General features: G+C 69.4%; 24 protein-coding genes, 1 pseudogene and 1 other annotated feature. Of the genes and pseudogenes, 15 read left to right on the forward strand and 10 right to left on the reverse strand.

From position 1 onward, the window contains the following. Positions 1-85: 85 nt before the first annotated feature. On the reverse strand, positions 86-1627 hold the full coding sequence (locus tag KPL60_RS21070; protein WP_226366935.1) for a hypothetical protein: 1542 nt from the start codon (positions 1625-1627) through the stop codon (positions 86-88). A 138-nt stretch (positions 1628-1765) separates the two neighbouring features. Between KPL60_RS21070 and KPL60_RS21075 the strand changes: the two genes are divergently transcribed. Both KPL60_RS21075 and KPL60_RS21080 read left to right on the forward strand, forming a co-directional pair. Next, complete coding sequence (locus tag KPL60_RS21075; RefSeq protein WP_226366936.1) at positions 1766-1987, forward strand: hypothetical protein; 222 nt, start codon at positions 1766-1768, stop codon at positions 1985-1987. Positions 1988-2004: 17 nt separating this feature from the next. Further along, complete coding sequence (locus KPL60_RS21080; protein WP_226366937.1) at positions 2005-2244, forward strand: hypothetical protein; 240 nt, start codon at positions 2005-2007, stop codon at positions 2242-2244. 468 nt (positions 2245-2712) lie between these two features. On the opposite strand, the gene KPL60_RS21085 is transcribed toward KPL60_RS21080, so the two are convergent. Next, positions 2713-3885, reverse strand: a complete 1173-nt coding sequence (locus KPL60_RS21085; RefSeq protein ID WP_226366938.1) for a hypothetical protein — start codon at positions 3883-3885, stop codon at positions 2713-2715. Positions 3886-3989: 104 nt separating this feature from the next. Further along, entirely contained in the window at positions 3990-4223 is a 234-nt protein-coding gene (locus KPL60_RS21090; protein WP_226366939.1) for a hypothetical protein, read from the reverse strand. A 486-nt stretch (positions 4224-4709) separates the two neighbouring features. Between KPL60_RS21090 and KPL60_RS21095 the strand changes: the two genes are divergently transcribed. From KPL60_RS21095 to KPL60_RS21120, 6 genes are all read left to right on the forward strand, one after another. Further along, positions 4710-5441, forward strand: a complete 732-nt coding sequence (locus KPL60_RS21095; RefSeq protein WP_226366940.1) for an alpha/beta hydrolase — start codon at positions 4710-4712, stop codon at positions 5439-5441. Further along, on the forward strand, positions 5441-5623 hold the full coding sequence (locus KPL60_RS21100) for a hypothetical protein (protein ID WP_226366941.1): 183 nt from the start codon (positions 5441-5443) through the stop codon (positions 5621-5623). The genes KPL60_RS21095 and KPL60_RS21100 overlap by 1 nt, the downstream gene beginning before the upstream one ends. Continuing rightward, positions 5620-6201, forward strand: a complete 582-nt coding sequence (locus tag KPL60_RS21105; RefSeq protein WP_226366942.1) for a hypothetical protein — start codon at positions 5620-5622, stop codon at positions 6199-6201. The genes KPL60_RS21100 and KPL60_RS21105 overlap by 4 nt, the downstream gene beginning before the upstream one ends. A gap of 909 nt (positions 6202-7110) precedes the next feature. After that, the gene (locus KPL60_RS21110; protein ID WP_374228731.1) at positions 7111-7635 is read left to right on the forward strand and encodes a glycosyltransferase; all 525 of its coding nucleotides are present in this window, start codon (positions 7111-7113) and stop codon (positions 7633-7635) included. 578 nt (positions 7636-8213) lie between these two features. Further along, entirely contained in the window at positions 8214-8636 is a 423-nt protein-coding gene (locus KPL60_RS21115; RefSeq protein ID WP_226366944.1) for a YafY family protein, read from the forward strand. 2 nt (positions 8637-8638) lie between these two features. Next, on the forward strand, positions 8639-9070 hold the full coding sequence (locus KPL60_RS21120; RefSeq protein ID WP_226366945.1) for a hypothetical protein: 432 nt from the start codon (positions 8639-8641) through the stop codon (positions 9068-9070). Positions 9071-9441: 371 nt separating this feature from the next. Here the strand turns inward: KPL60_RS21120 and KPL60_RS21125 are convergent, their stop codons facing one another. Then, positions 9442-10320, reverse strand: coding sequence for an aminoglycoside phosphotransferase family protein (locus tag KPL60_RS21125; protein ID WP_308016802.1), 879 nt, complete (start codon positions 10318-10320; stop codon positions 9442-9444). 153 nt (positions 10321-10473) lie between these two features. Here KPL60_RS21125 and KPL60_RS21130 point away from each other — a divergent pair, with 153 nt between their 5' ends. Then, complete coding sequence (locus KPL60_RS21130) at positions 10474-10875, forward strand: hypothetical protein (RefSeq protein ID WP_226366947.1); 402 nt, start codon at positions 10474-10476, stop codon at positions 10873-10875. Between the two features lie 180 nt (positions 10876-11055). Here KPL60_RS21130 and KPL60_RS35165 read toward each other — a convergent pair whose 3' ends face one another. The 3 genes from KPL60_RS35165 to KPL60_RS34785 all read right to left on the reverse strand — a co-directional run bounded on the left by KPL60_RS35165 (position 11056) and on the right by KPL60_RS34785 (position 12835). Continuing rightward, a complete protein-coding gene (locus tag KPL60_RS35165) occupies positions 11056-11772 on the reverse strand; it encodes an Lsr2 family protein (RefSeq protein ID WP_374228732.1) in 717 nt (238 codons plus the stop codon). A gap of 176 nt (positions 11773-11948) precedes the next feature. After that, complete coding sequence (locus tag KPL60_RS21140; RefSeq protein WP_226364804.1) at positions 11949-12521, reverse strand: Fic family protein; 573 nt, start codon at positions 12519-12521, stop codon at positions 11949-11951. After that, a complete protein-coding gene (locus tag KPL60_RS34785) occupies positions 12518-12835 on the reverse strand; it encodes a type II toxin-antitoxin system Phd/YefM family antitoxin (protein WP_226364803.1) in 318 nt (105 codons plus the stop codon). Before KPL60_RS34785 ends, KPL60_RS21140 begins: the two co-directional genes overlap by 4 nt. A 179-nt stretch (positions 12836-13014) precedes the next feature. Here KPL60_RS34785 and KPL60_RS21150 point away from each other — a divergent pair, with 179 nt between their 5' ends. Beyond that, positions 13015-13347 (forward strand): hypothetical protein, encoded by a 333-nt coding sequence (locus KPL60_RS21150; protein ID WP_226364802.1) that lies wholly within the window; start codon positions 13015-13017, stop codon positions 13345-13347. Positions 13348-13636: 289 nt separating this feature from the next. Here the strand turns inward: KPL60_RS21150 and KPL60_RS21155 are convergent, their stop codons facing one another. After that, a complete protein-coding gene (locus KPL60_RS21155; protein ID WP_226364801.1) occupies positions 13637-14710 on the reverse strand; it encodes a hypothetical protein in 1074 nt (357 codons plus the stop codon). A 691-nt stretch (positions 14711-15401) separates the two neighbouring features. Between KPL60_RS21155 and KPL60_RS21160 the strand changes: the two genes are divergently transcribed. The 3 genes from KPL60_RS21160 (at position 15402) to KPL60_RS21170 (ending at position 17718) form a co-directional block, all read left to right on the forward strand. Then, complete coding sequence (locus KPL60_RS21160) at positions 15402-15761, forward strand: hypothetical protein (RefSeq protein ID WP_226364800.1); 360 nt, start codon at positions 15402-15404, stop codon at positions 15759-15761. A 559-nt stretch (positions 15762-16320) separates the two neighbouring features. Beyond that, complete coding sequence (locus KPL60_RS21165; protein ID WP_226364799.1) at positions 16321-17325, forward strand: hypothetical protein; 1005 nt, start codon at positions 16321-16323, stop codon at positions 17323-17325. A gap of 141 nt (positions 17326-17466) precedes the next feature. Next, positions 17467-17718 (forward strand): hypothetical protein, encoded by a 252-nt coding sequence (locus KPL60_RS21170; RefSeq protein ID WP_226364798.1) that lies wholly within the window; start codon positions 17467-17469, stop codon positions 17716-17718. A gap of 472 nt (positions 17719-18190) precedes the next feature. Here KPL60_RS21170 and KPL60_RS21175 read toward each other — a convergent pair whose 3' ends face one another. After that, complete coding sequence (locus KPL60_RS21175) at positions 18191-19336, reverse strand: IS701 family transposase (RefSeq protein WP_226364762.1); 1146 nt, start codon at positions 19334-19336, stop codon at positions 18191-18193. 15 nt (positions 19337-19351) lie between these two features. Further along, positions 19352-20608 (reverse strand): annotated as a pseudogene (locus KPL60_RS21180) (IS3 family transposase). Further along, positions 20193-20324: a sequence feature (AL1L pseudoknot), on the reverse strand. It overlaps the preceding pseudogene by 132 nt. On the opposite strand from KPL60_RS21180, the gene KPL60_RS21185 reads away from it, so the two are divergent. Both KPL60_RS21185 and KPL60_RS21190 read left to right on the forward strand, forming a co-directional pair. Further along, positions 20607-21197 carry a bifunctional DNA primase/polymerase gene (locus KPL60_RS21185; RefSeq protein WP_226364797.1) on the forward strand — a complete coding sequence of 197 codons (591 nt, stop codon included), beginning with the start codon at positions 20607-20609 and terminating at the stop codon, positions 21195-21197. The pseudogene KPL60_RS21180 and the gene KPL60_RS21185 sit on opposite strands and share 2 nt — an antisense overlap. Positions 21198-21274: 77 nt before the next feature. Beyond that, complete coding sequence (locus KPL60_RS21190; protein ID WP_226364796.1) at positions 21275-21934, forward strand: hypothetical protein; 660 nt, start codon at positions 21275-21277, stop codon at positions 21932-21934. Positions 21935-21956: the final 22 nt, after the last annotated feature.

Below are 21956 nucleotides of genomic sequence, written 5' to 3' on the forward strand. Positions count from 1 at the left end.
CGGTCGGGGCCGGCCAGGCGTGGGGCCAGGGGCCGGGGCAGGTGCGGGGGACGTGCCGGCGCGGAATGCGGGGTTCATGGGGACCTCACTCCTGGTGGGCGGTGTCGCCGGGCTGATCGGTCGGGTCGCCGGGCTCGGTGGCGGCGGGCTCGGGGGTGACGGGCTCGGTGGCGGTGGGGCCGGGTCGGCGCTGCGCGGCGCGGGGCCGGGCCCGGCGGGCGGGCGGACGCGCTGGCTCGGCGCCCGGATCGACGTCGACGCCGTCGGTGTCGGCGTCGTGGCCGGCGGTGCGGCGTTGGGCGCGGGCCAGCTCGGTGCGCAGGTCGGCGACCTGGGCGGCATGGCGGGTCTCGGCGTCGGCCAGGCGCTGCTCGCCGTAGGCGCGTTCGCGGTCGACGTCGTGGACGAGCTGGGCGCGCAGCGCGGCCAGGCTGCTCTCCGCCGCGGCCCGGGCGGCCCGATACTCCGCGGCCTGCTCCCGGACGTCGTTGATCTCGTCGGCCAGGCGGGCGCGGTCGGTCTCGGCGCGGTCGAGGTCGCGCCGGGTCGCGGCCTGATCCGCGGTCGCGGTGTCGCGTTCGGTGGCCAGCTGCTCGACGCGGGCCCGGGCCTCGGCGAGCTGGGTCTCGGTGCGGGTGTGCTCGCGGGTCAGCGCGGTCAGCTCGGCCGCGACTGCCTCGGCCCGGGCGGTCGCGGTGTCCCGCGCGGCGGCCGCGGTGTCGCGCTCGGCGCCGGCCGTCTCCAGCTCCGCGCGCACTCCGGCCAGCTGCGCGGTCAGCTCGGCGGTGACCTGCTCGGTCTCGGCCCGGGCGGTGTCCCGCTCGGCGGTCAGGTCGGCGACCTGCTGTTCCAGCTCGGCCCGGGTCGCGGTGAGCTGGGCCTCGGCCGCCTCGCGGGCGGTGACCGCCTCGGCGCGGGCGAGCTCGGCGGCGTCGCGTTCGGCGATCGCGTCGGCGGCGTCCTCGTCGGACGCGGCGGCCGAGCGGCGCGCGGCCTCGGCGGCATCCCGGGCGGCGCGGGCCTGGGCGCGGGCCTCGTCGGTCGCGGCCTGGGCGAGGTCGATCTCGGCACGCGCGGCGCGGCGGGCGGCGGCGATCTCCGCGGCGACCGCCTCGGGATCGGCCAGGGTGCCCAGTGCGTCCCGCAGCTCGGTGCCGCCCTCCTCCAACCGCGCGATGAGCGCGACGACCTGGTCGGTCACGGTCTGCCCGGCCCGGGCGATCGGACGGGCCAGCGCGTCGTCGGGCTCCCCGCGCCGGCGCGCCGGGACGCCGCCGTCGGCGATCCGTTTGGCGTTGACCCGGTCGTGCATCACCCCGCCCACGACCTGGTAGCAGTACTTCGGCCGCCGCCCGGACCCGGCGTACTCCATCGTGTTCGCGCAGCCCCCCGGGAACTGGCACGGCTCCAGCTCCGGCCCTCCCACACGGGCCCGCCACCCCGCGCCGCCGGGCGAGGCGATCGCGCCGGACCCGACCGGCCCGGTGCCCGGCGACCCGCCGCCCGCCCGCGCGGCGCCGCCCGGGATGTCGCCGCCCGGGGTGCCGGTGGTGGCGGGATCGGCCGGCGCCGCCGCGGTGTCATCGCTGCGGTCGGCCGGGTCGCCGGGGAAGGACTGCTCGCTCACGGGCTCGACTCTACCTGTTTTGTATCGTTATGTCAATCGTTCTGTATCTCGTTCATTGCAACGAAACGAGACGAAACGTTGTGCCACTTGGCGGGATCATCCATAAGATCCCGCCAAGCAGCGGGGTAGGCTCCGTCGGTGCCGCACGCTGAGCTCGACGCCGTCCCGGGCACCTCGACGGCTGTCGACACCCCGCTGTCGCCGGACGAGGCCGCCTATGTCGCCGCCTCCCGGGCACACAACACCCGCCGCGGCTACCGCTCGGTCTGGACCGGCTTCACCGCGTTCTGCGCCGGCCACGACCTCACGCCGTTGCCCGCTGCGCCGGCGACGGTGTCGGCCTACCTAGTCGCTCGGTGATGCTCGACGATGCCGTCGTGCCAGGGGTGCCGGCCGCCGCCCGGGCCACCGCTGCCGACTCCGTGGCCCAGGTCGGGGAGATCGCAGCCGAGGTCGACGGTGGCCCGCTCGTCGAGCTCGCCGGCCGGGCCTACGCCGCAGGGCTCTCGACGGTCGGCACGGCCGGGGCTGTGCTCATGGGCACCTGCGCGGTCCTGGTCCTCACGGTGCTGCGCCGGACCCCGAGCGCAGCACCCGACGACGCGGCGACAGGCTGACCGGGCGTCATCGTCGTCCAGGCGTACCGGTAGCGGACGATCCCGCTAGTATCCGACGCCGTTGTTCTGGAGCGGCGACACCCGGGAGTGCAGGACCGCATCGTCCCGGACTCTCTGCAAGAGATCAACAAGCCCTCGCCGCTGGACGCGCCCGGCGCGAACTTCCTGGAGAGGCTGCCCGACCCAGCCTTACCCGGACCCCGCGAGGCATGTGAGACCGCCATCGTGGTGCCGGAGTCCGCGGGCGGTCGGCACCGCGCGCCGGGGCATGCTCCGTCGTAACGGCCGGCTGCTGACCGGTACGGGCCCTACAGCGCCGGCACGCCGGCCCCGAGGAGCGAGCCATCGAGCTCTCCCTTCGATAGGCCGGTTCCCGAGTGGATCTGGTGCTGCGCAGGGTCAGCGTCTTCGAGAACATCGCCGTGACCCAGCTCGGGGCGGCCTACACGGGCCAGATGAACGCGGAGGTCAGGGCCGTGGTGGAGCGATGACGCCGAGCTTGTCCGGATTGATGGTGACCACTTTGGTGTCGGAGATGGTGATCATCCCTGCGGCGGTCAGCTCGGCCAGCAGCGTGTCGGTCTCTGTGACGTCGTCAGGTCGGTGCACGTGTAGCTGGGTGATGGTGCGGTCGTCCTCGCAGGACCAGTAGTAGCAGACCAGCATTGACCAGAGTCCGCAGGCGCCGGCCGAGAGGCCCCGGCTGTTCAACACCGGGCGGAGCAGATCAATCGGGACGCCGTCGTTGTCCGGTGACGGGACCGGCACCGGCCCCGGGTCCGTCTCGGCGGCGTCGGCGTCCTCGGAGGCGTCGCACATGGAACGCTCATCCCACGGCGCCGGCCCGATCAGCGGGGCCCATCCGGGCCAGTCACTGGTTCCGAAGGGTTCGCCGTCGGCCTTGAGGGCGCGGCCGCCGAGGTGCTCGTCCTCCCACACCTGCAGCTCAGCCATCTCGGCCGCGGAGAACTGCCTTGCGGCAGCGACCATCGCACCGGTCCAGGCGTTGACGCGGTCGAGATGCGCCAGGCGCTGGCGCACCCGTCGACCGCAGGGCCCACGCAAGGTGCAGTCGATCAGCTGTGCGGGGTCGATGGTTCGAGTGGCGCGCTCCACCGTGGTGAGCAACCGTGGCAGTCGGTGACGTGCGGCCGCTTCGGCGATCGGCACGATGTGTAGGTCCGTGCGGTGGAGCCGGCAGCCGCCCCAGTTGCCTGCGGTCTGGACCTTGGCCATCAGGCCTCGTTGCTCGTCCCAGCCCACGCTGCACTCAGGGTTCCGAGGACCCTCGTCGTCGAGGCCGTCGGGGAGCTGGTTGGTCTCGTCCACACAACTAGACGCTGATGACGCCGGGTACTCCCAGCAGACGTCGACAGTGCACGCACAGCCGTCGTCGTCGAACTCTTCGTGCGCGTGCGCCGGGGCAACCCATCCACGGGACTCCACGATGTCCTGCAGGCGCCGGATCTGCCACAGGTCCTGGGCCCAGCCGACCCCGTCGTCGGCCGTGTCAGGTCGTGCGACCACGAGATCCTCGGGGGACCTTATCCCGCCGACCACGCGTAAGGCGCGGGTGTAGCGCTCGCCCCGGCGAGCGGCGCGCTGGCGCGCCGCGGTCTTACGGCTGCTGTTCTTGGGCACAACGATCCTCACCGGCGAGCCCCACGCGCACGCCGAGGAACGGGCGGCAGCATCTGCGGGCCCGGAGGACCTTGTCCCAGTTGAGGCGCCGCACATCACGTGGGTCAGTGCAGCAGGGAATCAGGCGTCGCAGTGTCGCCGACCAGATGGTAGCACTGGCCAGCTTCGCCGTCGTCTTCAGCAGGCGTCGTCCGCGCGGCGATCACGGACCAACCGCGCTGGACCCGGCCGAGGTAGTCGATGAAGACGGCATCCTCGACGAATTCCTCTGCCCACCGGTCGCCGTCACCGGCGTTCCACGCGTCGGCCCGGCACGCGACTATCTCACCGGGCGCCATACCAATCACCGTGCACAGGTTGAGATCAAGTGTCTGACGCCTGCCGACATCCGCCGACAGTGAGCCGATAATAGAGATTATGACAGATTGATGAGCCTGCCGTACACCGGACGGGCGATGCTGTCCCCAAGATCCGGACGTGGGCCTGGCCTGGTCGCCTGCTGCGCCAGCATCTCCGACGCCTGGCGAGGTCAACGGCCGCCCTGGACGTCGAGCACATCGGCCCGGAGCAGCAGCGCACGGACGACGCCGGCGACCCGGCAGCGCGGTTCGGCCTCGCTCGTGCTTGGCGGGATCATCGGACATCCCGCGCGGGAATTGTCCCGCGGTGGCGAGTCGACCACTGCTACGGTGCCGCTGGCCGTGCAGGAGACCGAGGAGGTGGTACCCGTGAACGATTCGACATGGGTGCTCCCCTCAGGGGTCACGGTCGGACGATAGGTCGTCCGGGAGCGCCGTTCACGACCGCTCCTGAAAGGCACGACCATGGAGTTCACCTCCGAACAGCACCTCGACGACGGCGTCGTCGAGCGCGAGTTCACCCTCGGGGAGATCCCCGGAATCCTCTGGACGGGCGTGATCGGGACAGGGCCGGTCCCGCTGGTCCTGCTCGGGCACCCCGGCGGGCTGGACAGGATGCACGACCGCCTGGTGTCCAGGGCCCGCGACTGCGTCGCGCAGGGATACGCGGCAGCCACGATCGAACTCCCCGGCAGCGGAGGCCGGACCTCGATCGCCAGCGTCGACGGGGCGCGCGCCGATGTCCGCCGGGTGCTGCAGGCCGGCTGGCCCGTCGATGACGACATCATCGACCGACTCATCCTGCCGTTGGTCGACGAGGCCGTCCCCGAATGGCAGCGGACCCTGGACGCCCTGCTCGCGCTGCCCGAGATCGGTGGCCCGGTGGGCTTCGCGGGCGGGGTCATCGCCATCGGCACCCGGCTGGCGGTCCTCGAGCCGCGCATCGTGGCCGCCATCCTGTTCGCCGGCAGCTTCATCCCCCGCACCGTCCTCGAGGAGGCCGGTAGGGTCACGATCCCGCTGCACGTCCTGTTGCAGTGGGACGATGAGGGCAACGATCGGCAGCGCGCGCTCGAGCTGTTCGACGCCTTCGGCTCCGAGGAGAAGGCGCTACACGCCAACATGGGCGGGCACACCGGCGTCCCACAGTACGAGGGAGACGCCGGCTGGCAGTTCCTCGGCCGACACCTGGGATGATGAGCACGGGCGACCGTCCACAGCCTGCGCGCGCCGGGTTCGTCACCTACGCCCACCTGCGCGGAGCGACCGATCGCGCGATCGCCCACCAGACCCGCCACCGCTCCATGGACACCATCACCACCTACATCCGCGTCGACGACGTCTTCACCGATAACGCCGTCCTCCAGATCGGCCGATGAGCATGACCTCTGCGCACGAGGTGCTCCACGATCCCCACCCCGGATGGGTCTGGTGGTGGCGGATCTGGACCGTCGTCGTCAGCGGCTATGTGCTCTCGACCGTGGCGTGGGTGCTGCTCACCAGATCAGCTGGCGGTGGCTGGTTCTATGTCCTGAGCGTGACCGCTGTGGTGTGTCTGGGCCCGATCGCAGCCTCGACGTGGACCCGCGCCCCACAGCCCTACGCCTACGACCGAACGATGCTGGTTCTGTCCCGCGCCCTTGCCCCTGACCCTGACCAACGACTCTCGGTCCATCGCGCCCTGCGCCGCGGCCGAGCAGCCGATATCAGTTCCGACCACATCGCCTACGCCCAAGCCAGAACATCCAAGACCAACCGTGAGCTGGTCGCCGCGCCCGGATTCGTCGGACCGACCTGGGGACAAGTCCTGTACCGGGCCAGCGGGGAGATCGGCTCCCCCTACTTCTGGCTGGCCCTCTCGATGGCAGCTCTGGCCACGACGTTCTCCGCCGCCATGATCGTTCTGCAGCGGCGCCGAGAGCACACCGTGCGCCTTGCCGTTGAGCGCGAGCGGTAGCGAGGTATCGCCGAAGCAGCTTCCGAAGATCGTCCGAGCCGGTACAGGAAGCGGGCCCGCAGGCCGTCCGGCACTGGTCGGTCCGCGAGGCGCATGTGGGCCGGGGCAGGTGGCGGATCGAGACCGCCCCGATGCCCATCTGACGAGGACGGATGGCGCTAGCTCGAGAACTGCTCGAACACCCGCAAGGGGCTGACCCCAGTCGCTCGGATATGGCCTCCCTCGACTGAGCCGACGCTCGCGCAAGTCGACGCGCCTTGTGGCGGCACGACCTCGCTGAAACAGTACTGTAGTGCGTATTCTGTTCACTTGTATCGGGGGCCCCGGACACCTCAACCCACTGCTGCCATTCTCACGGGCGGTCGCCGACGCCGGACACACCGTTTTGTGGGCGACGTCCGCGTCTCTGGGTGGGCTAGTTGAGAATGCTGGATTCTCGTTTCACCAGCTCGGGCACCGGCCCGTCGCCAGACCACGCGAGCGGGCACCGTTGACAGCGGCGGATGCCGACCAGGCCGACGATGAAGTACGGGAGAACTTCGCCCATCGGGCAACCAAGTCCCGGTTGCCGCTGGTGGGACCGCTGGTGCGCGACTGGAAGCCGGATCTGGCGGTGTGCGACGAGTTCGACTTTGCGACGATGCTAACCGCCGAGCGGTCGGGCCTTCCACATGCGAGTGTCCTGGTATCGGCCACAGGTCTGCAGATCCGCCCCGACGTGGTCGGCGAACCACTGCGGAAGATCCGGGCCGAATGTGGGTTGGCGGCCGACCCGGATCTGATCATGCTCGGCCGACACCTGCGACTCTCACCATTCCCGCCAACGTTTCGTGCACCGGAGGCATGGCGGCATGGCACAGAGCACGCGGTCCGGCTCGCCCACCCGGGCCCCGGCCGGACTGGGTAAGAGTGCGCCCCAACGCTCCAGTCATCTACTTCACGCTGGGCACCGAGTTCGGAGTGGAGTCCGGAGACCTGTACGAACGAGTGCTCGCCGGACTGCGGGCGCTGCCGGTGAACCTGCTGATGACAGTGGGATCGCAGATCGACCCGGCCGAGTTCGGGCCGCAGCCGGACAACGTGCATATCGCGCAGTACGTGGCACAGGACGAGGTCCTACCGCACTGCGATGTGGTCGTCTCGCACGGCGGATCAGGCAGCGTGATGGGTGCGCTCGCCCACGGGCTCCCCACACTGCTCGTGCCGATAGGTGCCGACCAGCCGATGAACGCGAAGCGCTGCGAAGAACTCGGCGCCGGGCTGAAGCTCGACGCCGCTACCGCGACGCCAGCGGAGGTCCGCGCCGCGTTGACGGAACTGCTGGCAGTGCCGAGCTACCGACAGGAGGCTGAACGTCTGCGTACCGAACTGGCCGCACTACCTGGCCCTGACCATGCCGCGGCGCTGCTTGAGCAGATCGCGCGGATCCGATAAGTCCGGGAAGGCGCACGGTGTCAGCCAAGTCTGTCTGAATGCTGACAAAGCATTGTGCAGTCGATCGTTTCATTCACGGCACCGCGCCGAGGAGCACGTCGCGACCGCGGATCAAGGCAGTCCTTCAAGTCTCGTTCCGTCGTCGCGGATCTCCTGCCCGACACCCCGCGCAGTGAAGAACCGGATGAGAAATGGTGTCAGCAGGAGTGAGACCGCGAGCGCGACGCCGGCAGCGACAAAGATCCCTCGGATGATTGCTCTCCCGTCCTCGATGGCATCCAGCCTGCGCGTCCTGGGGAGTCGTCACGACGACGCACTCGATACCGCTCCGGGGTGAGAGCGAGCCGCGCCGTCGTGCGCAGGCGAGCGCACATTGCGCCACCGTATCGAGGGCCAGATCGAGCAGGGGAGGGACCTGTGCAGCACCGCGGCCGTGCCCCGGGCCCTCCCCCTCCGGCCGGGCACGGCCGAACAACCCAGTCGCTCACAATCCACAGCTACACCGCAGGGCAGCTCACCACGACCTCGTCGGGCCGTTCGTCGCGAGAGCGCCTCGTGCAGTGTGTGAGCCTTGTTCCATGCAGCCCCGAGTCCAGCTACATCAAGTCGTACCGCTCGTGGAGCGGCAGTACGCGGTGATCGAGCACTTGAGGGCGCGGCATCCGAAGTACACGACCGTGGCCCAGCTGGCCGACCTGGTCGGGGTCAGCCCACGCACGATCGAACGAGATGCAGCTCGTCTGCGTGCAGCCGGCGTACCGCTCGACGTCGTGACGGGAGCTCGAGGTGGGTACCGAGTCGCGTCACGCGAGCACGACCGTTCGGTGTCGTTGACCCCCGGCGAGGTCTCCGCGTTGCTCGCGGCCCTGGTCGCAGTCGGGCCCTTCACCGCCGGCGTCGCACAGAGCGCGTTTGTGAAGCTGATCGCCGCCCTCGAGGTTCCCCCGAACCAGGATCGAACGCCGCCACGGCTCCGACGGGGTTCACTCCTAGAGTCGTGATCATGAACGACACGCAGATCACGGCCTACCTGGACCGCTACGCAGCGAGCCTGAGCAGCTTCGACGCAGCCGCAGCCGCGGAGCTGTGGGCGATCCCCGGAACGATCATCGACGACAACTTCTCCGGGGTACTGGAGTCTCGCGAGGCGATGGTCGCGGGGCTGGAGCGGTCCTACCCGCTGTACAAGAAGCTCGGACTCGCCTCAGTCCGCTACGACTTGATCAAGCAGGACCGGCTCTCCAACGGAATCACTCAGGTGCATGTGCGCTGGCTGTTCTACGACGTCAACGACGATCTACTGGTTGACAGCAACGCCCATTACATCCTGAGGCGCCAGGACGACAGTATCCGTGCGTGCGTCTGTATCCAGACCGACGACGCCGAGAAGCTTCAGGACCTTGCGGCGAAAAAAGGCATCGACCTGTTCGAGTAGACCTCCTGACGACTGAGCTCGAAGCATGACGGCGCTCGGAACCTCGTTACCGGCCGGTGACGTCGGTCCGGTAGGAGTGCGCCATGATTGATGAACAGTCGCCGACACTGTGACCCCCGCTCTTAGAAAGCCGACAATTAGGATCGTGGCAATTACGCTGGTGGCGGCCCCGCCCGACGGGCGTAGTAGCCCGCGAACCTGCCCGCGTCTGCCGGAAGTGCGCCGGTGAGGTCCTCGACGAGCCGCAGCTTCTGGACCGGCCTCCCGTCGTGTCCTGAGCTGTTAGCGGGACCCGGCCGTCAATTCACGTGTGCCTTTCGAGGTGCCCACCCCGGTCCGGCCCGGCGGCGAACACCGGCCGGACCAGAGGCTCAGCCGTCCAGTACCTGCTCGATGACGTGGCGCGCGTTGCTGGAGATGACGGGATTCGTCCCGCGGTAGTACGGCAGCTGGATCAATGCCATCGACAGTGCCCATCCGCGCCCGCGCTCCCAGGTGTCGTCGTCGACGCCCACGGCGGCGCGGAACGTCGAGCGGGCGGCAGGGGGCAACAGGTTCCAGGCCGGGATGAGGTCGACCGCCCGGTCCCCCAATCCTGCAGTGCTGAAGTCGATCACCGCGGTGAGCTGCCCGTCCCGGGTCAGCAGATTGCTGGGCATGAGGTCGGAGTGGATCCAGCGCGCGGGGGCGCCCGGGGCGGGGACGGCGGTCACCGACTCCCAGACCGCGATCGCCTCGTCGGGATCGAACGGCTCGTCGGTGCGCGCGAGCTCCTCGACCGCGGAGCGGGTCTGCGCGTCCCGGTCAGCGAGTGTCCCGCTGCGGTGCGCCTGCGGTGCGCCGGTCACGTCGACCTCGTGCAGTGCGGCGATGAACGCGGCGAGATCCCGGGCGATGCCGTCCGGGGCCGGGACCCGGCCCTCCACCAGGACCTCGCCGTCGATCCACCGGTGGACAGCCCAGTCGAAGGGGTAGTCGCCCCCAGGCCGTCCGATCGCGACGACGTCCGGCACCGGGACGGGCGACGCCGAGGCGAGCACCGGCAGCCACCGCGTCTCCCGGTGCAGACCCTCGACACCCCCCGCGGTCAGCGGCAGCCGCGCCGACAGCGTCGTCCCGACCCGGAAGATCGCGTTCGTCGACCCGCCGGAATCCAGCCGGCGCACAGGCAGATCGGCCCACTCCGGAAACTGCACCCGGACCAGCTCCCGGACGACGTGGTCGTTGACGTCCACCTCGTCCGTATGCATCCTCGCCATCGAATCCCCGTCCCCGCGTTGTCGATCGTCATTGGCTCGCTGCGACCCACCGATCGTCCAGGGCCCTCGAACGTAGGAGCGCGTGAACGTCGTCGACTGCACGTTCTGACCAGACACAGATGCCCCGTGTTTAAGGTGCTCGACGTGTCCGCTCAGTTCGTCCGCTACGAGAGTCCGATCGAGGATGATCTAGGCCGGCGTGTCGGCGTCTTCGGGCTGACCAACACCCTCGGTCGCTCGGGGCACCTCTCCGCAGCCGACCACCAGTTCTGGCGCACGTCCAACGAGTGGTACAACCAAACGCTCGTCTACCCGCCCACCGGGGCATACGACAAGCTGGCGCATCCGCTGGCGGCAGCGTGGTTCAAGGCCACCGCCACTCAGTTTCTGGCTCCCATAGATGGCTACTTGGCGATCCTCCGCCGCCACGGCGTGGCCTGCATCGAACGCCGGTCCGATGATCCAGGTCGCGTGATCTACGAAGATCAGCACCAGGTCGTAGTCGTCCCACACCTGTCGGCAGACATTGCTCCGCACGACGACTGACTGCTTGCGCTACCCGCAGATGAGGAAACACCTTGGCAGCGGAGCAGGTGGGGCCTCGAGCGGTGCCTACTGTTCGCCACCTGGGCAGAGAACACGCGGGAGGCGACCGGCGTGCTCGCCAGACCGCTCCACAAGGTTCCGGTTCAGCGGCGGGCGCCATGGATGTAGGCCTGCGCGGGACTATCCGCTGAACTGGGCGGCCTGTGGCCGCGCCGCGAGCGCAGCCTTCCCCGGCGCGGTCTTCTCCGGTGCGAACGTCGTGGTGCTCGAGTCGCGACCGCGGTAGGCCTCGACGACCTCGGCGGGGATGCGGCCCCGCTCGGAGACGGCGTATCCGTTCTCCCGCGCCCACACACGCACCGCCTGGCTGTGGCGCCGAGCCTCGGTCGAGCCTGCCGCCGCGGCCGCCTCGCGACGTCGTGCGACCCGGCCGCCTCCTGCGGTCCGTGCGGCGGACACGAACGGGGCGAGCTTGTCCCGGAACGTCGCGGCGTTGGTCGCATTGAGGTCGATCTCGAACAGCTTCCCGTCGACGGCGAAAGCGACGGTCTCATCAGCGGCCGCGCCGTCGAGGTCGTCGATGAGCTGTACCGTTTCGATTCGCGCCACTGTGTCACCCTCTGCTGTATTGATACTTGCGGCCGAGGGTAGTGCATGCTCTACGAGAGACATGTCTTCCCCCGGATTATCAATACTGTCGGTCAGCGTGGTGGTGATGGCCCGGGCGGTGGCGCTTCCTGGGTGGTAGGCGAGGTAGGTGGCCAGGACCCGCAGGGCGGTCAGGGCCTCGTTCTCCCGTTCGACCCACTCGATTCGGCGGGCATCGCGTGCGTTGCGGAATGCTGATTGCAGCTGACGGGACAGGGCGGTTCCTGCCACGATGACGGGGTCTGACATCGCGATCCTCTCGCACAGCGCCGGGGAAACGGACTCAGTGTGCGACAGGGGACCGACAATTCTTCAGCCCACTCGGCCAGACGCGGCGGACACACCGGCAGGAACGCCTTGCCGACTCCGGCACACACGGCACACCCCCTCGAGAAGCCGGACCGACGTCGAGACGGAGGCGCTGCTCAGCTGTCGGTGGAGGCCGGCCGTGACTGGGGTGGCTGGCGGAGTGGCCTGACGAGGTGGGCGAGCATGGTGTGCAGGGCGGAGCTGTCACCGGCCAGCGAGAGCGCGGAGGCTCGGTTGTTCTCGGCCGGGTCCATCGTGGTCCAGCGCAGCTCGTAGCCCGCGTCGTGGGCGAGCTGGGCCAGGAACGCCCGCTGGGTGCGTCCGTTGCCCTCCCGGAACGGGTGCAGGGCGTTGATGTCGCCCAGCAGTTCGGCCAGGCCGGTGACGAAGCCGTCGAGGTCACGCCCGCGCAGCACCTGCTGGGCCTGCAGGCGGGTGAAGATGTCGTCGGCGAAGGTTTCGAGGTGGTGGGGCAGGCAGAACAGCTGTCCCTTGCCGATGGACACGGTGCGCAGCTGCCCGGCCCAGTCGTAGAGGTCGCTGAAGATGTAGTGGTGGAAATCCTGCAGGTGGTCCAGGTCGTAGCGCCCGGTGAGCTCGGCCTCGGCCTGGGCGAGCTCGGCCGGGTCGGAGATGCCCAGCCGGTTCCGCAGGACACCGGTGTCGAGGTAGGGGTCCGGGCCGGTCAACGGCGGTAACGGGCCAGGACACGCTCACGGGCCTCGTCGGTGCTCAGCGAACCCGCCGCGACACCGTCGAGCAACGCCAGGCTCTGCGCGCTGGGCTCGAGGCCCTCCGCGCGCACCGAGGCGAGCGCCTCGTCGACATCAGCGCGCCGCTGAGCCGCTCCGACGAGCTGCTCGTAACGGGCCACCGACATCACCACCGCCTCGGGCTTGCGATGCGCACCCACGAAGACGGGCTCCGCATCCGGGTCCTGCACCCGCTTCAACGTCGCCGCCAACGCCGTACGAAACTCCCGGAACGACAACACCTCAGGCACCCACACACCTCACAGCGTACCCGAACGCGTACACATTCGAGTACGCCACGGCTCACTCGTTGAGCGCGACTCCGAAAGCGGGCAAGGTCCCCGGCACGAATCTGAACCTGCCACCCGAGCACAGAACGCCTGGGAGGGGACACATGTCGGATACTGGAGCGTGGATCCCCGAGGAGAGCATGAGCTCTGGAGACCGGTTCGACAGCGCACTCCGTCAGCTGCATTCCCTACGGTGCACACCGACGCCCGCCCCTGACCGACCGGCCGGACCTGTCGGGCCGGCCACCGCTGGGCCGCTCTCCGAGGCCTCCGCCGGGCTGTTCACCCTGCTCACACAACTCGCCGCGATCACCGCTGAACTCGAACGCAACGATGAAGCCGCTGCTCACCCGACCGCACAGCAGCTGCTGGCGGACATCAGCGATGGTCTCGACCACGCCCAGCACGCTGCGATGGCCCTCCTCGTCTCGTACCGCACCGCGGACGGCACCGCCTGGACAGATCCCGGCTGAACAGACGCTGTCGCCAGTGCGGACCACAGTCTCTGGTGGTGGGAATGTGGAAGAGCAGTACCGAGCCCCGCGGGTTGCCCAGGGCCAGCTCCAACACCTGCTCGCGGGCTGGCCGTCGGTGTGCTCCAGCACGCCGATCGCATAGTTGCTATCGCCGGTGAAGACTGGTGAGCGGCCGCAGAACATCCGCGTCGTGACCTGGTGGACGCGATCCGGCGTGGCTGCACCGTCGGGGTCCTGCACACTGAGCCCTACGCCGATCTGGACTCCGGCCGTGCAAGCGCATCGATCAGCAGGTCGGCAGATCAAGCGTCACGGTCGCCACCGACAGGTAGAACGGTGCGGGAACCGGCGGGCGACGCAGCCGGGCGACCCGCCCAAGCATCAGGCGCGGCCACCGCGGGGCGGCCCGGACGCCCGTCAACAGCACCGTGACGCGAGCGGGGTTGGCAGGATTGATCGCGAGGCCCGGGCCGTAGGTTCCGCGGGCCATCCAGAGTGGAGTACCCGGCGCATCGGTGTCGAGGAGCCGCCGAGGCTGCGACCAGTCCGCGCGGTCGGCGCTGGGGTGCGCCGCCGTGCTCCACCACAGGCCCTGAGGCGGGAAACCGCCCGTGTCGTGCAGGTCGGACCCGCGTGCCAGCAGCATCACCCACCCGTTGCCGCGCGGCGCGATCGCGATGTCGAAGAAGCCCTCGTCCGGCCCGGCGAACACGCGCGGCGGCGTCCAACCGGTCAGGCCGTCCTCGCTCTCGACGCACCGCAGCTCGTAGTCGGGGTACTCGCCGGGACCAATCTCGTGGGGGTTCGCCTGGTACCACATCCGGTAGCGACCCCCGGAGTGAACGACTCGCGGTTCGAGCACGCTCCACCGTGGGGCGCTGCCCTCCAATACCGGTGCTCCGCGCCGCCGCCACTGGCCGCCGGTGTGCTCGAGCACGCCGATCGCGTATCTGCTCCCGGGCCCGTAGTGCTTTACGTTCGCCCGACCCGAGTAATAGACCCGGGCGCCGTTGCCCCCAGCCGGCGGGACGTAGCTCGGGGTGTGCATGCCGGCAGCGTCCCAACAGCCCTTCGGCGGGTCGGCGGCCAGCGGTCGGGCCCGGCCCCGAGGGTCGGGATCGATCCGCCATGGACCGCTGGGACCGGTCGCCTCGTCGACCAGGTGCGCGCGGAACAGGCGGTTGCGGAACGTGGTGGTGAAGCCGCCGACGAACAAGGTCCACCGGCCGTCGACGAGGTGGACGTTCGGGTCACCGACACCGAGAAGCCCTCGCGGCATCGGACCGTCAAGCATGTCCCACAGCACAATCGGCGCGGGGCTACCCTGGGAGCGCCACAGATCGGGCTGGTCGGCGTTCATGGGTGCGACCTCCTGGCTGGAGACGCGCCGCAGCGCGCTGACTCCCCCGCGGATCAGGTAGGTCGGTTCCCAGAAACTACCGCGGTGTCCGGTTCGGTAGCAACCGGTTCACACGATGCCTACGTTCCTGCGGCCTTTACGCCCCGATCGCTCATGATGCCTTCCACACAGTTCGCGGAAGCGCTTGAAGCTGAGCGCAACCGGCCGCTCAGCGCACGTGAGGCCCGCAACGTCCAGAGGGTCCAAAGCCGACTGCGAGCAACTCTGTCTGAAGACCTGCAGCCGTGGCTTCGAGACGTCGACCGGCTCGCACAGACGATGCTCGCAACCACTGAGGACGGCTCAGGCGAGAAACCGGCTCTGGGATGATGCGCGACAGCGTGGACAGGCACCCGAGATAGAGCACCCGGCTGCCACCGTGAGCAGCTGCAGCAACGGGCGCTTGCCGGCGTTGAGCAGACTCGCCTGCATCAGTGGCGTCTGCGTCCGCGCTGACCGGTCCGTTGCTGCTGACGCTGGCGTCGCGACTCATCGCCAGGAACGAGGCACTGCCTTGATCTCGAGCCGATGGCGATGCCCGGTTTTCTGAAAGATGGTGGGCGTGTCGCGCTGTCCTGATTTCAGAAAACCGGGCAGGATCACCGCCATGGCGAGAAGACCGACAGGGCGCCCGTCGAAGGGCCCGCGTGCAGTGGTTCTTCCACGGGTACTGCTGGCCGACGATCTTGCGCTCAAGACGCTGGCCACCAACCTCGGCTGGTACGTCTCGGAGACCGCTGCGAAGCTCATCAACATCGGGCTTCAGCACGTCGACGAGCTCCCAGACGAGCTGCCCCTCCGAGTCCCCCGCAGCGAGTCAGCAGGCTTCACAGCCCGGATCCCTCTCCCCGACGACCAGGTCGTCCGTGAGATCGCTCGGGAACGCGACCGCAGCATCTCGCTCGTCGCCGGCTCACTGATCCACCTGGGCCTGCGCTACCGCAACGAGATCCCGGGCCAGATCCCGGTCCAGTACAACCGCCCGGAGCAGCCCCTGACCAAGGCCTCCTAAAAGAACGAGACGGTCTCCCTGCCAGGAGACCGCCTCGGATCGTTCTCGCGTCAGCCGGACCTGCACCCGCCTGATGCCGTAGCCCCGGCGAACCGGGGCCGTTACCCCACCTGCGAAGAAGGGGCGCTTTCGCGTGTCCAGGATACATCCTGGGCCGGGAGCCAACCACCTTAGACACGGGGCGAATTCGTCATGCCCGGAAAACCGCCGCTCACCAGCGGCGGAGACCGGGTTCTGCATCCGCTGCTACGAGCACGGCGCGTTCACCCTGGCCTCCGGCCCCACCTCCGACCTCTGCCTGCTCCACCAGCTCCCCCTCGGCGCGCAACCGCCCGCCGGCGACTTCGGCATCCGCAGCACTGCCGCACCTCGTCGCGCGCCGCGCGGCCGCGCCGCGCGCTCGACCTCAGGCCCCTCCAGCGGTCCCGGGCGCCCGAGCCGCGCTCTGCCTCCCACCGCCCGAGCGCGCGCCCGCGGTGTCACCCGCGCCCGCGCCCGACACGCCCGCGGGTTCACCCCGCACCCCGGGTGGCGCAACTTCATCGACCACCAGTGGCGGGTGCTGACCTCCCAGCCCGAGGCCCTCGAATACATCGCCCGCCTCGTCGACGACGAGGAGTGGCGCTCGGACAAGCGCACCAGCTGGTCGGCGATCCTGCGCCGCCTGGTCTGCCACATGGACTGGGACACCGGCCTGATCACCGGGCTCACCACCGACCGCCTCGGCGCCGCCGGCGCCCGCGCCGCCCGCACCGTGTCCCGCGTCCTGGCCTGGGCCCGCGACCGCGGCCTGCTCGTCGTCGTCGAAGCCGGAGCCAGCGCCGAGTTCCTCGGCACCGACACCGGCCGCACACCGACCTACGCCCTGGTCACCCACAGCCCCCTCCCCCAGCTCACCGCGCCGACCGACCACACACACGAACACCCAGCTCAGACCACTGTGGATGAAAGTGGCGACCTCCCCACTTCTCACGTGAGTCTTAAGCCCTTGTCGGGCGGCAGACGGTCAGTGACCACCAAAGCAGCCAAGTGGCACCCCTACGACGTCCCCAACACGCCCGGTGCCAGAAACCAAGCCACCCTCACCCTGCTCACCCTTCTCGGCCTAGGAGGCCGACAACCGGGCACGATCGACATCTGGCGTGCCCGGTCGCTGCTCAAGCCGTGGTGGGAGGCCGGCGCGACCGTCGCTGGGCTGCGCCACGCACTCGAACACCACCCCGACCACCCCGACCGACCGCGTGGACCAGTCACCACCGGTGCCCGCGACCCCCTGCGGGTCATCGGCGCCCGCCTACGCCCCTGGCAGGGACGCCTCGGCGAGATCCGCGCCGTACAGATCGGCCGGATGCGCGCGAGCACCGGCACCGGCAGCGGGCCCACCCCTCCCGCACCGCTGTCGCCAGTTCTGCGGGACCGGCCGGCGGGACGAGGGGCGCGGATGGCCGCCAGGGAAGCGCTCAGCGAGCACCTCCGCGAGCTGCGCGAAGCCCGCGACCTCCCGTCGAGCGGTCCCCAAGGACCACCGCACCGGTCCGGGACGAGGACCAGGCGGATCCGATGAGCTGGCCGCCCTCCGACCACAGCAAGACCCTCCAGCCCCGAGCCGAGCTCGGGAGGGGTCCCGAGAGAGCGCTCCTACCCTCCGTGAAGTCCAAGATCACCAAGCAGGAGGCGTAGGACCATGCGGGTTCTCAGGTCCACGATGATCGGCCTCGCCCTCGGGGCCGCCACGCTGACGTCGGTCGGTGCCGGGGCCGCCGCCGCAGCCCCCATTACCCCTGCCCAGTCCCCAACCTGGAGCTACGTCGCGACCTACGCGAACAGGGGTGCGTGCGAGGAGGCGATCGCTGCCTACCGGGGCAGACCCGACACCTCTGAGTACCGCTGCATCTCGAACGGCAACCCGACCCAGAGCCAGGAAACCAGCTGGTCGTTCTACAACCTGCGGTACTGACCACGACCGACCGCACTGCCCCAGACGACGACGGCCGTCCCGGAAGGAGACCGGGGCGGAGTCGTCAGGTCCCAGCGATGACGATCCGGGTGCCCTCCGGGGCCGGGGTATCCAGGTCGGTCACCTGGACACCGTTGAGGCGAACTCGCCCGGCCTCGAAGTGCATCGCGAGTCGGTCGCCCAACAGAGCCGCCCGGGTTCGTACGGTCGGGACGTCCTGTGGCGCGGTCTCATCACTCACGCTGCTCATCCTCCTCCCTGGGACGTTGGCGCACCTCCAGCAGGGCCGGGGCGCGGCATGGCTACTAGTACTACAGTCGCGTTTATGGGTTGTGGCTGCGGTGTTGGTAGTGGTGCTGTTGGGCGGTGTGTTGGTGTCTTCGTCGCCAGCGTGAGCGGCGCAGCACGTGGCCGGGGTCGGCGATCGTGTCCAGTGCGAGGGTGGCGATGAGGTGGCGGATCTCGGGCAGGCTCAGCGCGATGAGCTCGCCGCTGTCGGCGTGGAGAGCCCCCTTTTTGACCGTGTCACGGTGAGGAAGGCGTGCGCGAGCATGGAGAGAGTGATGTGCCGGTACCAGCCGGTGTATTGCCGGACTTGGTAATGATCGAGGCCGGTCTGGCCTTTCGCGGTCTGGAAGGTCTCCTCGATCGCCCACCGCGCGCCGGCGACCCGGGCCAGCTCGCTGAGCGCGACTCGCTTGGGCGTGTGGCAGAGGTAGTACGCCAGCTCTGAGGGGGCAGTCAGGCTGCGGCGGGCCAGCAGCCAGTACTCGGCGTCGGGATCGCGTTCCCCGTTGATCCGCGCCCGCGCCCACGCGTAGCGACGGTCGCCCTTCGATCCGGCGCCGGCTGACCTGCTGCGCCACGCGGTGGCCGGCAGTCCTGCGATGAGCGCGTCGGCCCGGTACTCGCTCCCGATGATCGACGAGGTGGTCTTGGCGATCACGCGCTGGTTGGAGGGGATCGCGAGCACGTAGCTCATCTGACGGTCTTCGAGGCTCTTGCGGAGCCGGTAGTGCTGTCCGTAGACGGCATCGCCGGTCACCCACGACGCCGGAACCCCGCCGTCGATCGCGCGGGCGATCATCTCGACCGCCAGCTCGGGCTTGGTGCGGAACTCACGATCAGCAGGGATCCCCGCACGGTCACATCGGGGGCGATCCTCGGTCCACGCCTTCGGCAGATACAGCTCCCCGTCCAGGAACGTCCGCCCATGCGGCGTCGCATAGGTCAGGAACACACCGACCTGCGCGTTCTCAATCCGACCCGCCGTGCCGGTGTATTGCCGCGCGACACCCGCCGACCGGTCTCCCTTCTTCAGGAACCCGGTCTCGTCGACGACGAGGATCCCAGCCCGGTCGCCCAGGTGCGCAACGACATACGTGCGCAGATCGTCCCGCACTGCATCGGGATCCCAGTCCGTCGTCGACAGCAGCCGCTGCATCGGATCCGGCACCGGCTGACCGGCCTGCTCGGAGATCGTCCACGAGTTCTTCCGCTCCCGCTCCGAGAGCAGCCCCCGCACATACGCGACCGCGTTCGCCCGCGGCTCCGAACGCGCGAACCGCGACCCAATCAACCGCGCGATCTCGTCCAGACCCGCCGCCCACTCCCGCACTGAACCGCCCCGGGTTCAGTGGAGGCTGGGTTCTGCCCGTTCAGCATGCTGCTGCGGGGCGTGATTGCGGTAGTAGGTGGCTTCGGCTTCGGTCGGTGTGATCATCCCGAGTTGGCCGTGCAGGCGCCGATGGTTGAACCAGTCGATGTACTCAAGGGTGGCGATCTCGAGGTCGTCCACGCCGCGCCACGGGCCCCGCGGACGGATCAACTCGGTCTTGAACAGGCCGTTGAAACTCTCCGCCAGAGCATTGTCGTAGGAGTCCCCGCGACTACCGACCGACCCGACCGCGCCTGCCTCGGCGAGGCGTTCGGTGTAGCGGATCGCCAGATATTGCACCCCGCGATCGGAGTGGTGCACCAGCCCCGAGATGTCGGCCTGTTGCAGCTCACGACGCCACAACGCCATCTCCAGAGCGTCGAGGGCCAGGTCGGTGCGCAGATGCCGGGCCAGTTGCCAGCCGACCACCATCCGGGAATACACATCGACGACGAACGCGGCATAGACCCAGCCCGAGAACGTGCGCAGGTAGGTCAGATCCGCCACCCACAACCGGTTGGGCCCTGGCGCCCGGAACCGGCGTTCAACCAGATCCGCCGGCCGCTGCGCGCCGTGCTCGACAACCGTGGTGCGCACCGTGCGGCCCCGGACCGCACCGCGAATCCCGAGCTCACGCATCAGGCGCTCGACGGTGCAGCGCGCCACCCGGGTGCCTTCCCGGTTGAGCGCGGCCCAGATCTTGTCCGCCCCATAGACCCGGTAGTTCTCGGCGAACACCCGCCCGATCTCAACCTTGAGGACCTCATCGCGGCGCGCCCGCAACGAGAGCGGACGGGTCTTGGCCGCGTAGTAGCTGCGGGGCGATCGGCACGCCGGCCGCGGCCAGCACTGTGCAGATCGGCTCGACCCCGAACCGGTCGCGATGGGTGTCGATGTAGTCGATCACTTGCTGCCGCTGGGGCGGTCGAGCTCCGCCGCGAAGAAAGCCGACGCCGTGCGGAGAATCGCGTTCGCCCGCCGCAGCTCAGCGTTCTCCTTCTCCAGAGCCCGGATCCGGTCCCGCTCCGAGGTCGACGTCCCCGCCCGCACGCCCTGATCGATCTGGACTTGTTTGACCCAGCCCCGCAACGTGTCCCGATTGATCCCCAGCTGCTCCCCGACCCGGGTGCACGCCGCGGTCACGTTCACCTGCTCCTCGCCCTCGACCAGGTCCAGGACCAACCGGACCGACCGCTCCCGAATCTCATCGGGGTACTTCTTCGGCGCTGGCATGACTCCAACCCTTCCGTGGGTTCAGAGCCTCCATCAAGACCGGGGCGGTTCACTGCGCAACACCCACGGAGGGCACGGGCACAGCCTCGGCCCGCTCGTAGATACACGCGCGGGGGGTGGGTTCGTCGTCGGCGCCGGCAGCATCCGCCCCGAGGGCGCCTACCTGGTCGCCGAGCACGGCCAGATCGCAGAACTTCCGACGTGGCTGGCCACCCTGCTCACGCCGCCGCCGACGCCGCGCCCGCAGGGACCGCCGACGAGGGACCTGCCGACCAAGCGGGCGAACGCCTACATCGCAGCAATCCAGGCCGACGAACTCGACAAGGTCGAACACGCCGCGGAAGGCCGGCGGCAGGTCACCCTGCTGGGCGCTGCCCGGGTCTTCGGTCAGCTCGTCGGTGGCGGGGAGCTCGACGCCGACAACGCCTACGCGGCCCTGCTCGACGCCGCCGCAACCCACATCGGTGTCGCGGGGTTCAGCCGCGCCGAGGCTGAGCGCACGATCACCCGAGGGATGACCTTCGGGATCCGCGCCCCACGCACCATCGCCCGTAACCGCACCACCAACTCCACCGACGACGAGCAGTAGCCCGAGGACCAGAGCAGCCACCGACGCCGCCGCCTCGTCCTGGGACGCCCGTCTGACGAACTACCGGAGGGAACAGCATGTCCGGAACCAGTGAGGGTTACGACCGGCAGCTCGGAACGACTCGGGGCCGGGCTGATGAGTACGACCGCCGCATGGTCGAACTCGGGATGGCCGATTCAGAGCAGCACAGACCGGGCCTGGGCCGGTTCTATGGGTACGGGGCGCGTCACGTCTACACCGAGAACGCGGCCCGCTATCTGGGGGAGATGCCCGACGGCTCTTTCGGGACTCCTCACGTCGCCCACGAAGCGTGGGCCGTCCACGAGGCCAGAACGGATCTGAGGATCGCGACCGGGCAGCTTGCACAGGATCAAGATCTAGAGGCCGACGGTTACCTCGTACGCCAGAATCCCGATCACGACTGGGCTGAGGAAAGGGCGGCGATCGACGACGCCCGCGAAACACTGGCGGTCGCCGAGCAGCGCCTTGCCGCCGCGGAACGCGGCGAACTCACCCCAGCCACACCCGACCCTGCTGAATCGGACTGGACCACCAAGGTCCACCCGGCCTCTCTGGCTGCCTACCACGCGGCCCTTGGCCACCTCCAGTACGAGCGCGACGGCGGCGCACCCCACCTCTACGAGGAACTGGTCGAGGATTGGGAGGCCCAGCTCAACCGCGAGATCGCCGAGCACGACGGCGTCGAATTGGACGAAGAACTCGGCCTGGAGCCATAAACGTCCGCAGGACCGAGTCGAT

The organism is Pseudonocardia sp. ICBG162 (genome assembly GCF_020496225.1).
GTDB lineage: Bacteria > Actinomycetota > Actinomycetes > Mycobacteriales > Pseudonocardiaceae > Pseudonocardia > Pseudonocardia alni.

Excerpts from the sequence above, each read along its gene's own strand:
- KPL60_RS21170 (WP_226364798.1), top strand. The coding sequence starts at position 17,467 with ATGATCGGCCTCGCCCTCGGGGCCGCCACGCTGACGTCGGTCGGTGCC.
- KPL60_RS21100 (WP_226366941.1), top strand. The coding sequence starts at position 5,441 with ATGAGCACGGGCGACCGTCCACAGCCTGCGCGCGCCGGGTTCGTCACC.
- KPL60_RS21155 (WP_226364801.1), bottom strand. The coding sequence starts at position 14,710 with ATGAACGCCGACCAGCCCGATCTGTGGCGCTCCCAGGGTAGCCCCGCG.
- KPL60_RS21190 (WP_226364796.1), top strand. The coding sequence starts at position 21,275 with ATGTCCGGAACCAGTGAGGGTTACGACCGGCAGCTCGGAACGACTCGG.
- KPL60_RS21120 (WP_226366945.1), top strand. The coding sequence starts at position 8,639 with ATGAACGACACGCAGATCACGGCCTACCTGGACCGCTACGCAGCGAGC.
- KPL60_RS21090 (WP_226366939.1), bottom strand. The coding sequence starts at position 4,223 with ATGGCGCCCGGTGAGATAGTCGCGTGCCGGGCCGACGCGTGGAACGCC.
- KPL60_RS21125 (WP_308016802.1), bottom strand. The coding sequence starts at position 10,320 with ATGCATACGGACGAGGTGGACGTCAACGACCACGTCGTCCGGGAGCTG.
- KPL60_RS21105 (WP_226366942.1), top strand. The coding sequence starts at position 5,620 with ATGAGCATGACCTCTGCGCACGAGGTGCTCCACGATCCCCACCCCGGA.
- KPL60_RS21185 (WP_226364797.1), top strand. The coding sequence starts at position 20,607 with ATGACTCCAACCCTTCCGTGGGTTCAGAGCCTCCATCAAGACCGGGGC.
- KPL60_RS21095 (WP_226366940.1), top strand. The coding sequence starts at position 4,710 with ATGGAGTTCACCTCCGAACAGCACCTCGACGACGGCGTCGTCGAGCGC.
- KPL60_RS21115 (WP_226366944.1), top strand. The coding sequence starts at position 8,214 with ATGCAGCCCCGAGTCCAGCTACATCAAGTCGTACCGCTCGTGGAGCGG.
- KPL60_RS35165 (WP_374228732.1), bottom strand. The coding sequence starts at position 11,772 with ATGTCAGACCCCGTCATCGTGGCAGGAACCGCCCTGTCCCGTCAGCTG.
- KPL60_RS21150 (WP_226364802.1), top strand. The coding sequence starts at position 13,015 with ATGAGCTCTGGAGACCGGTTCGACAGCGCACTCCGTCAGCTGCATTCC.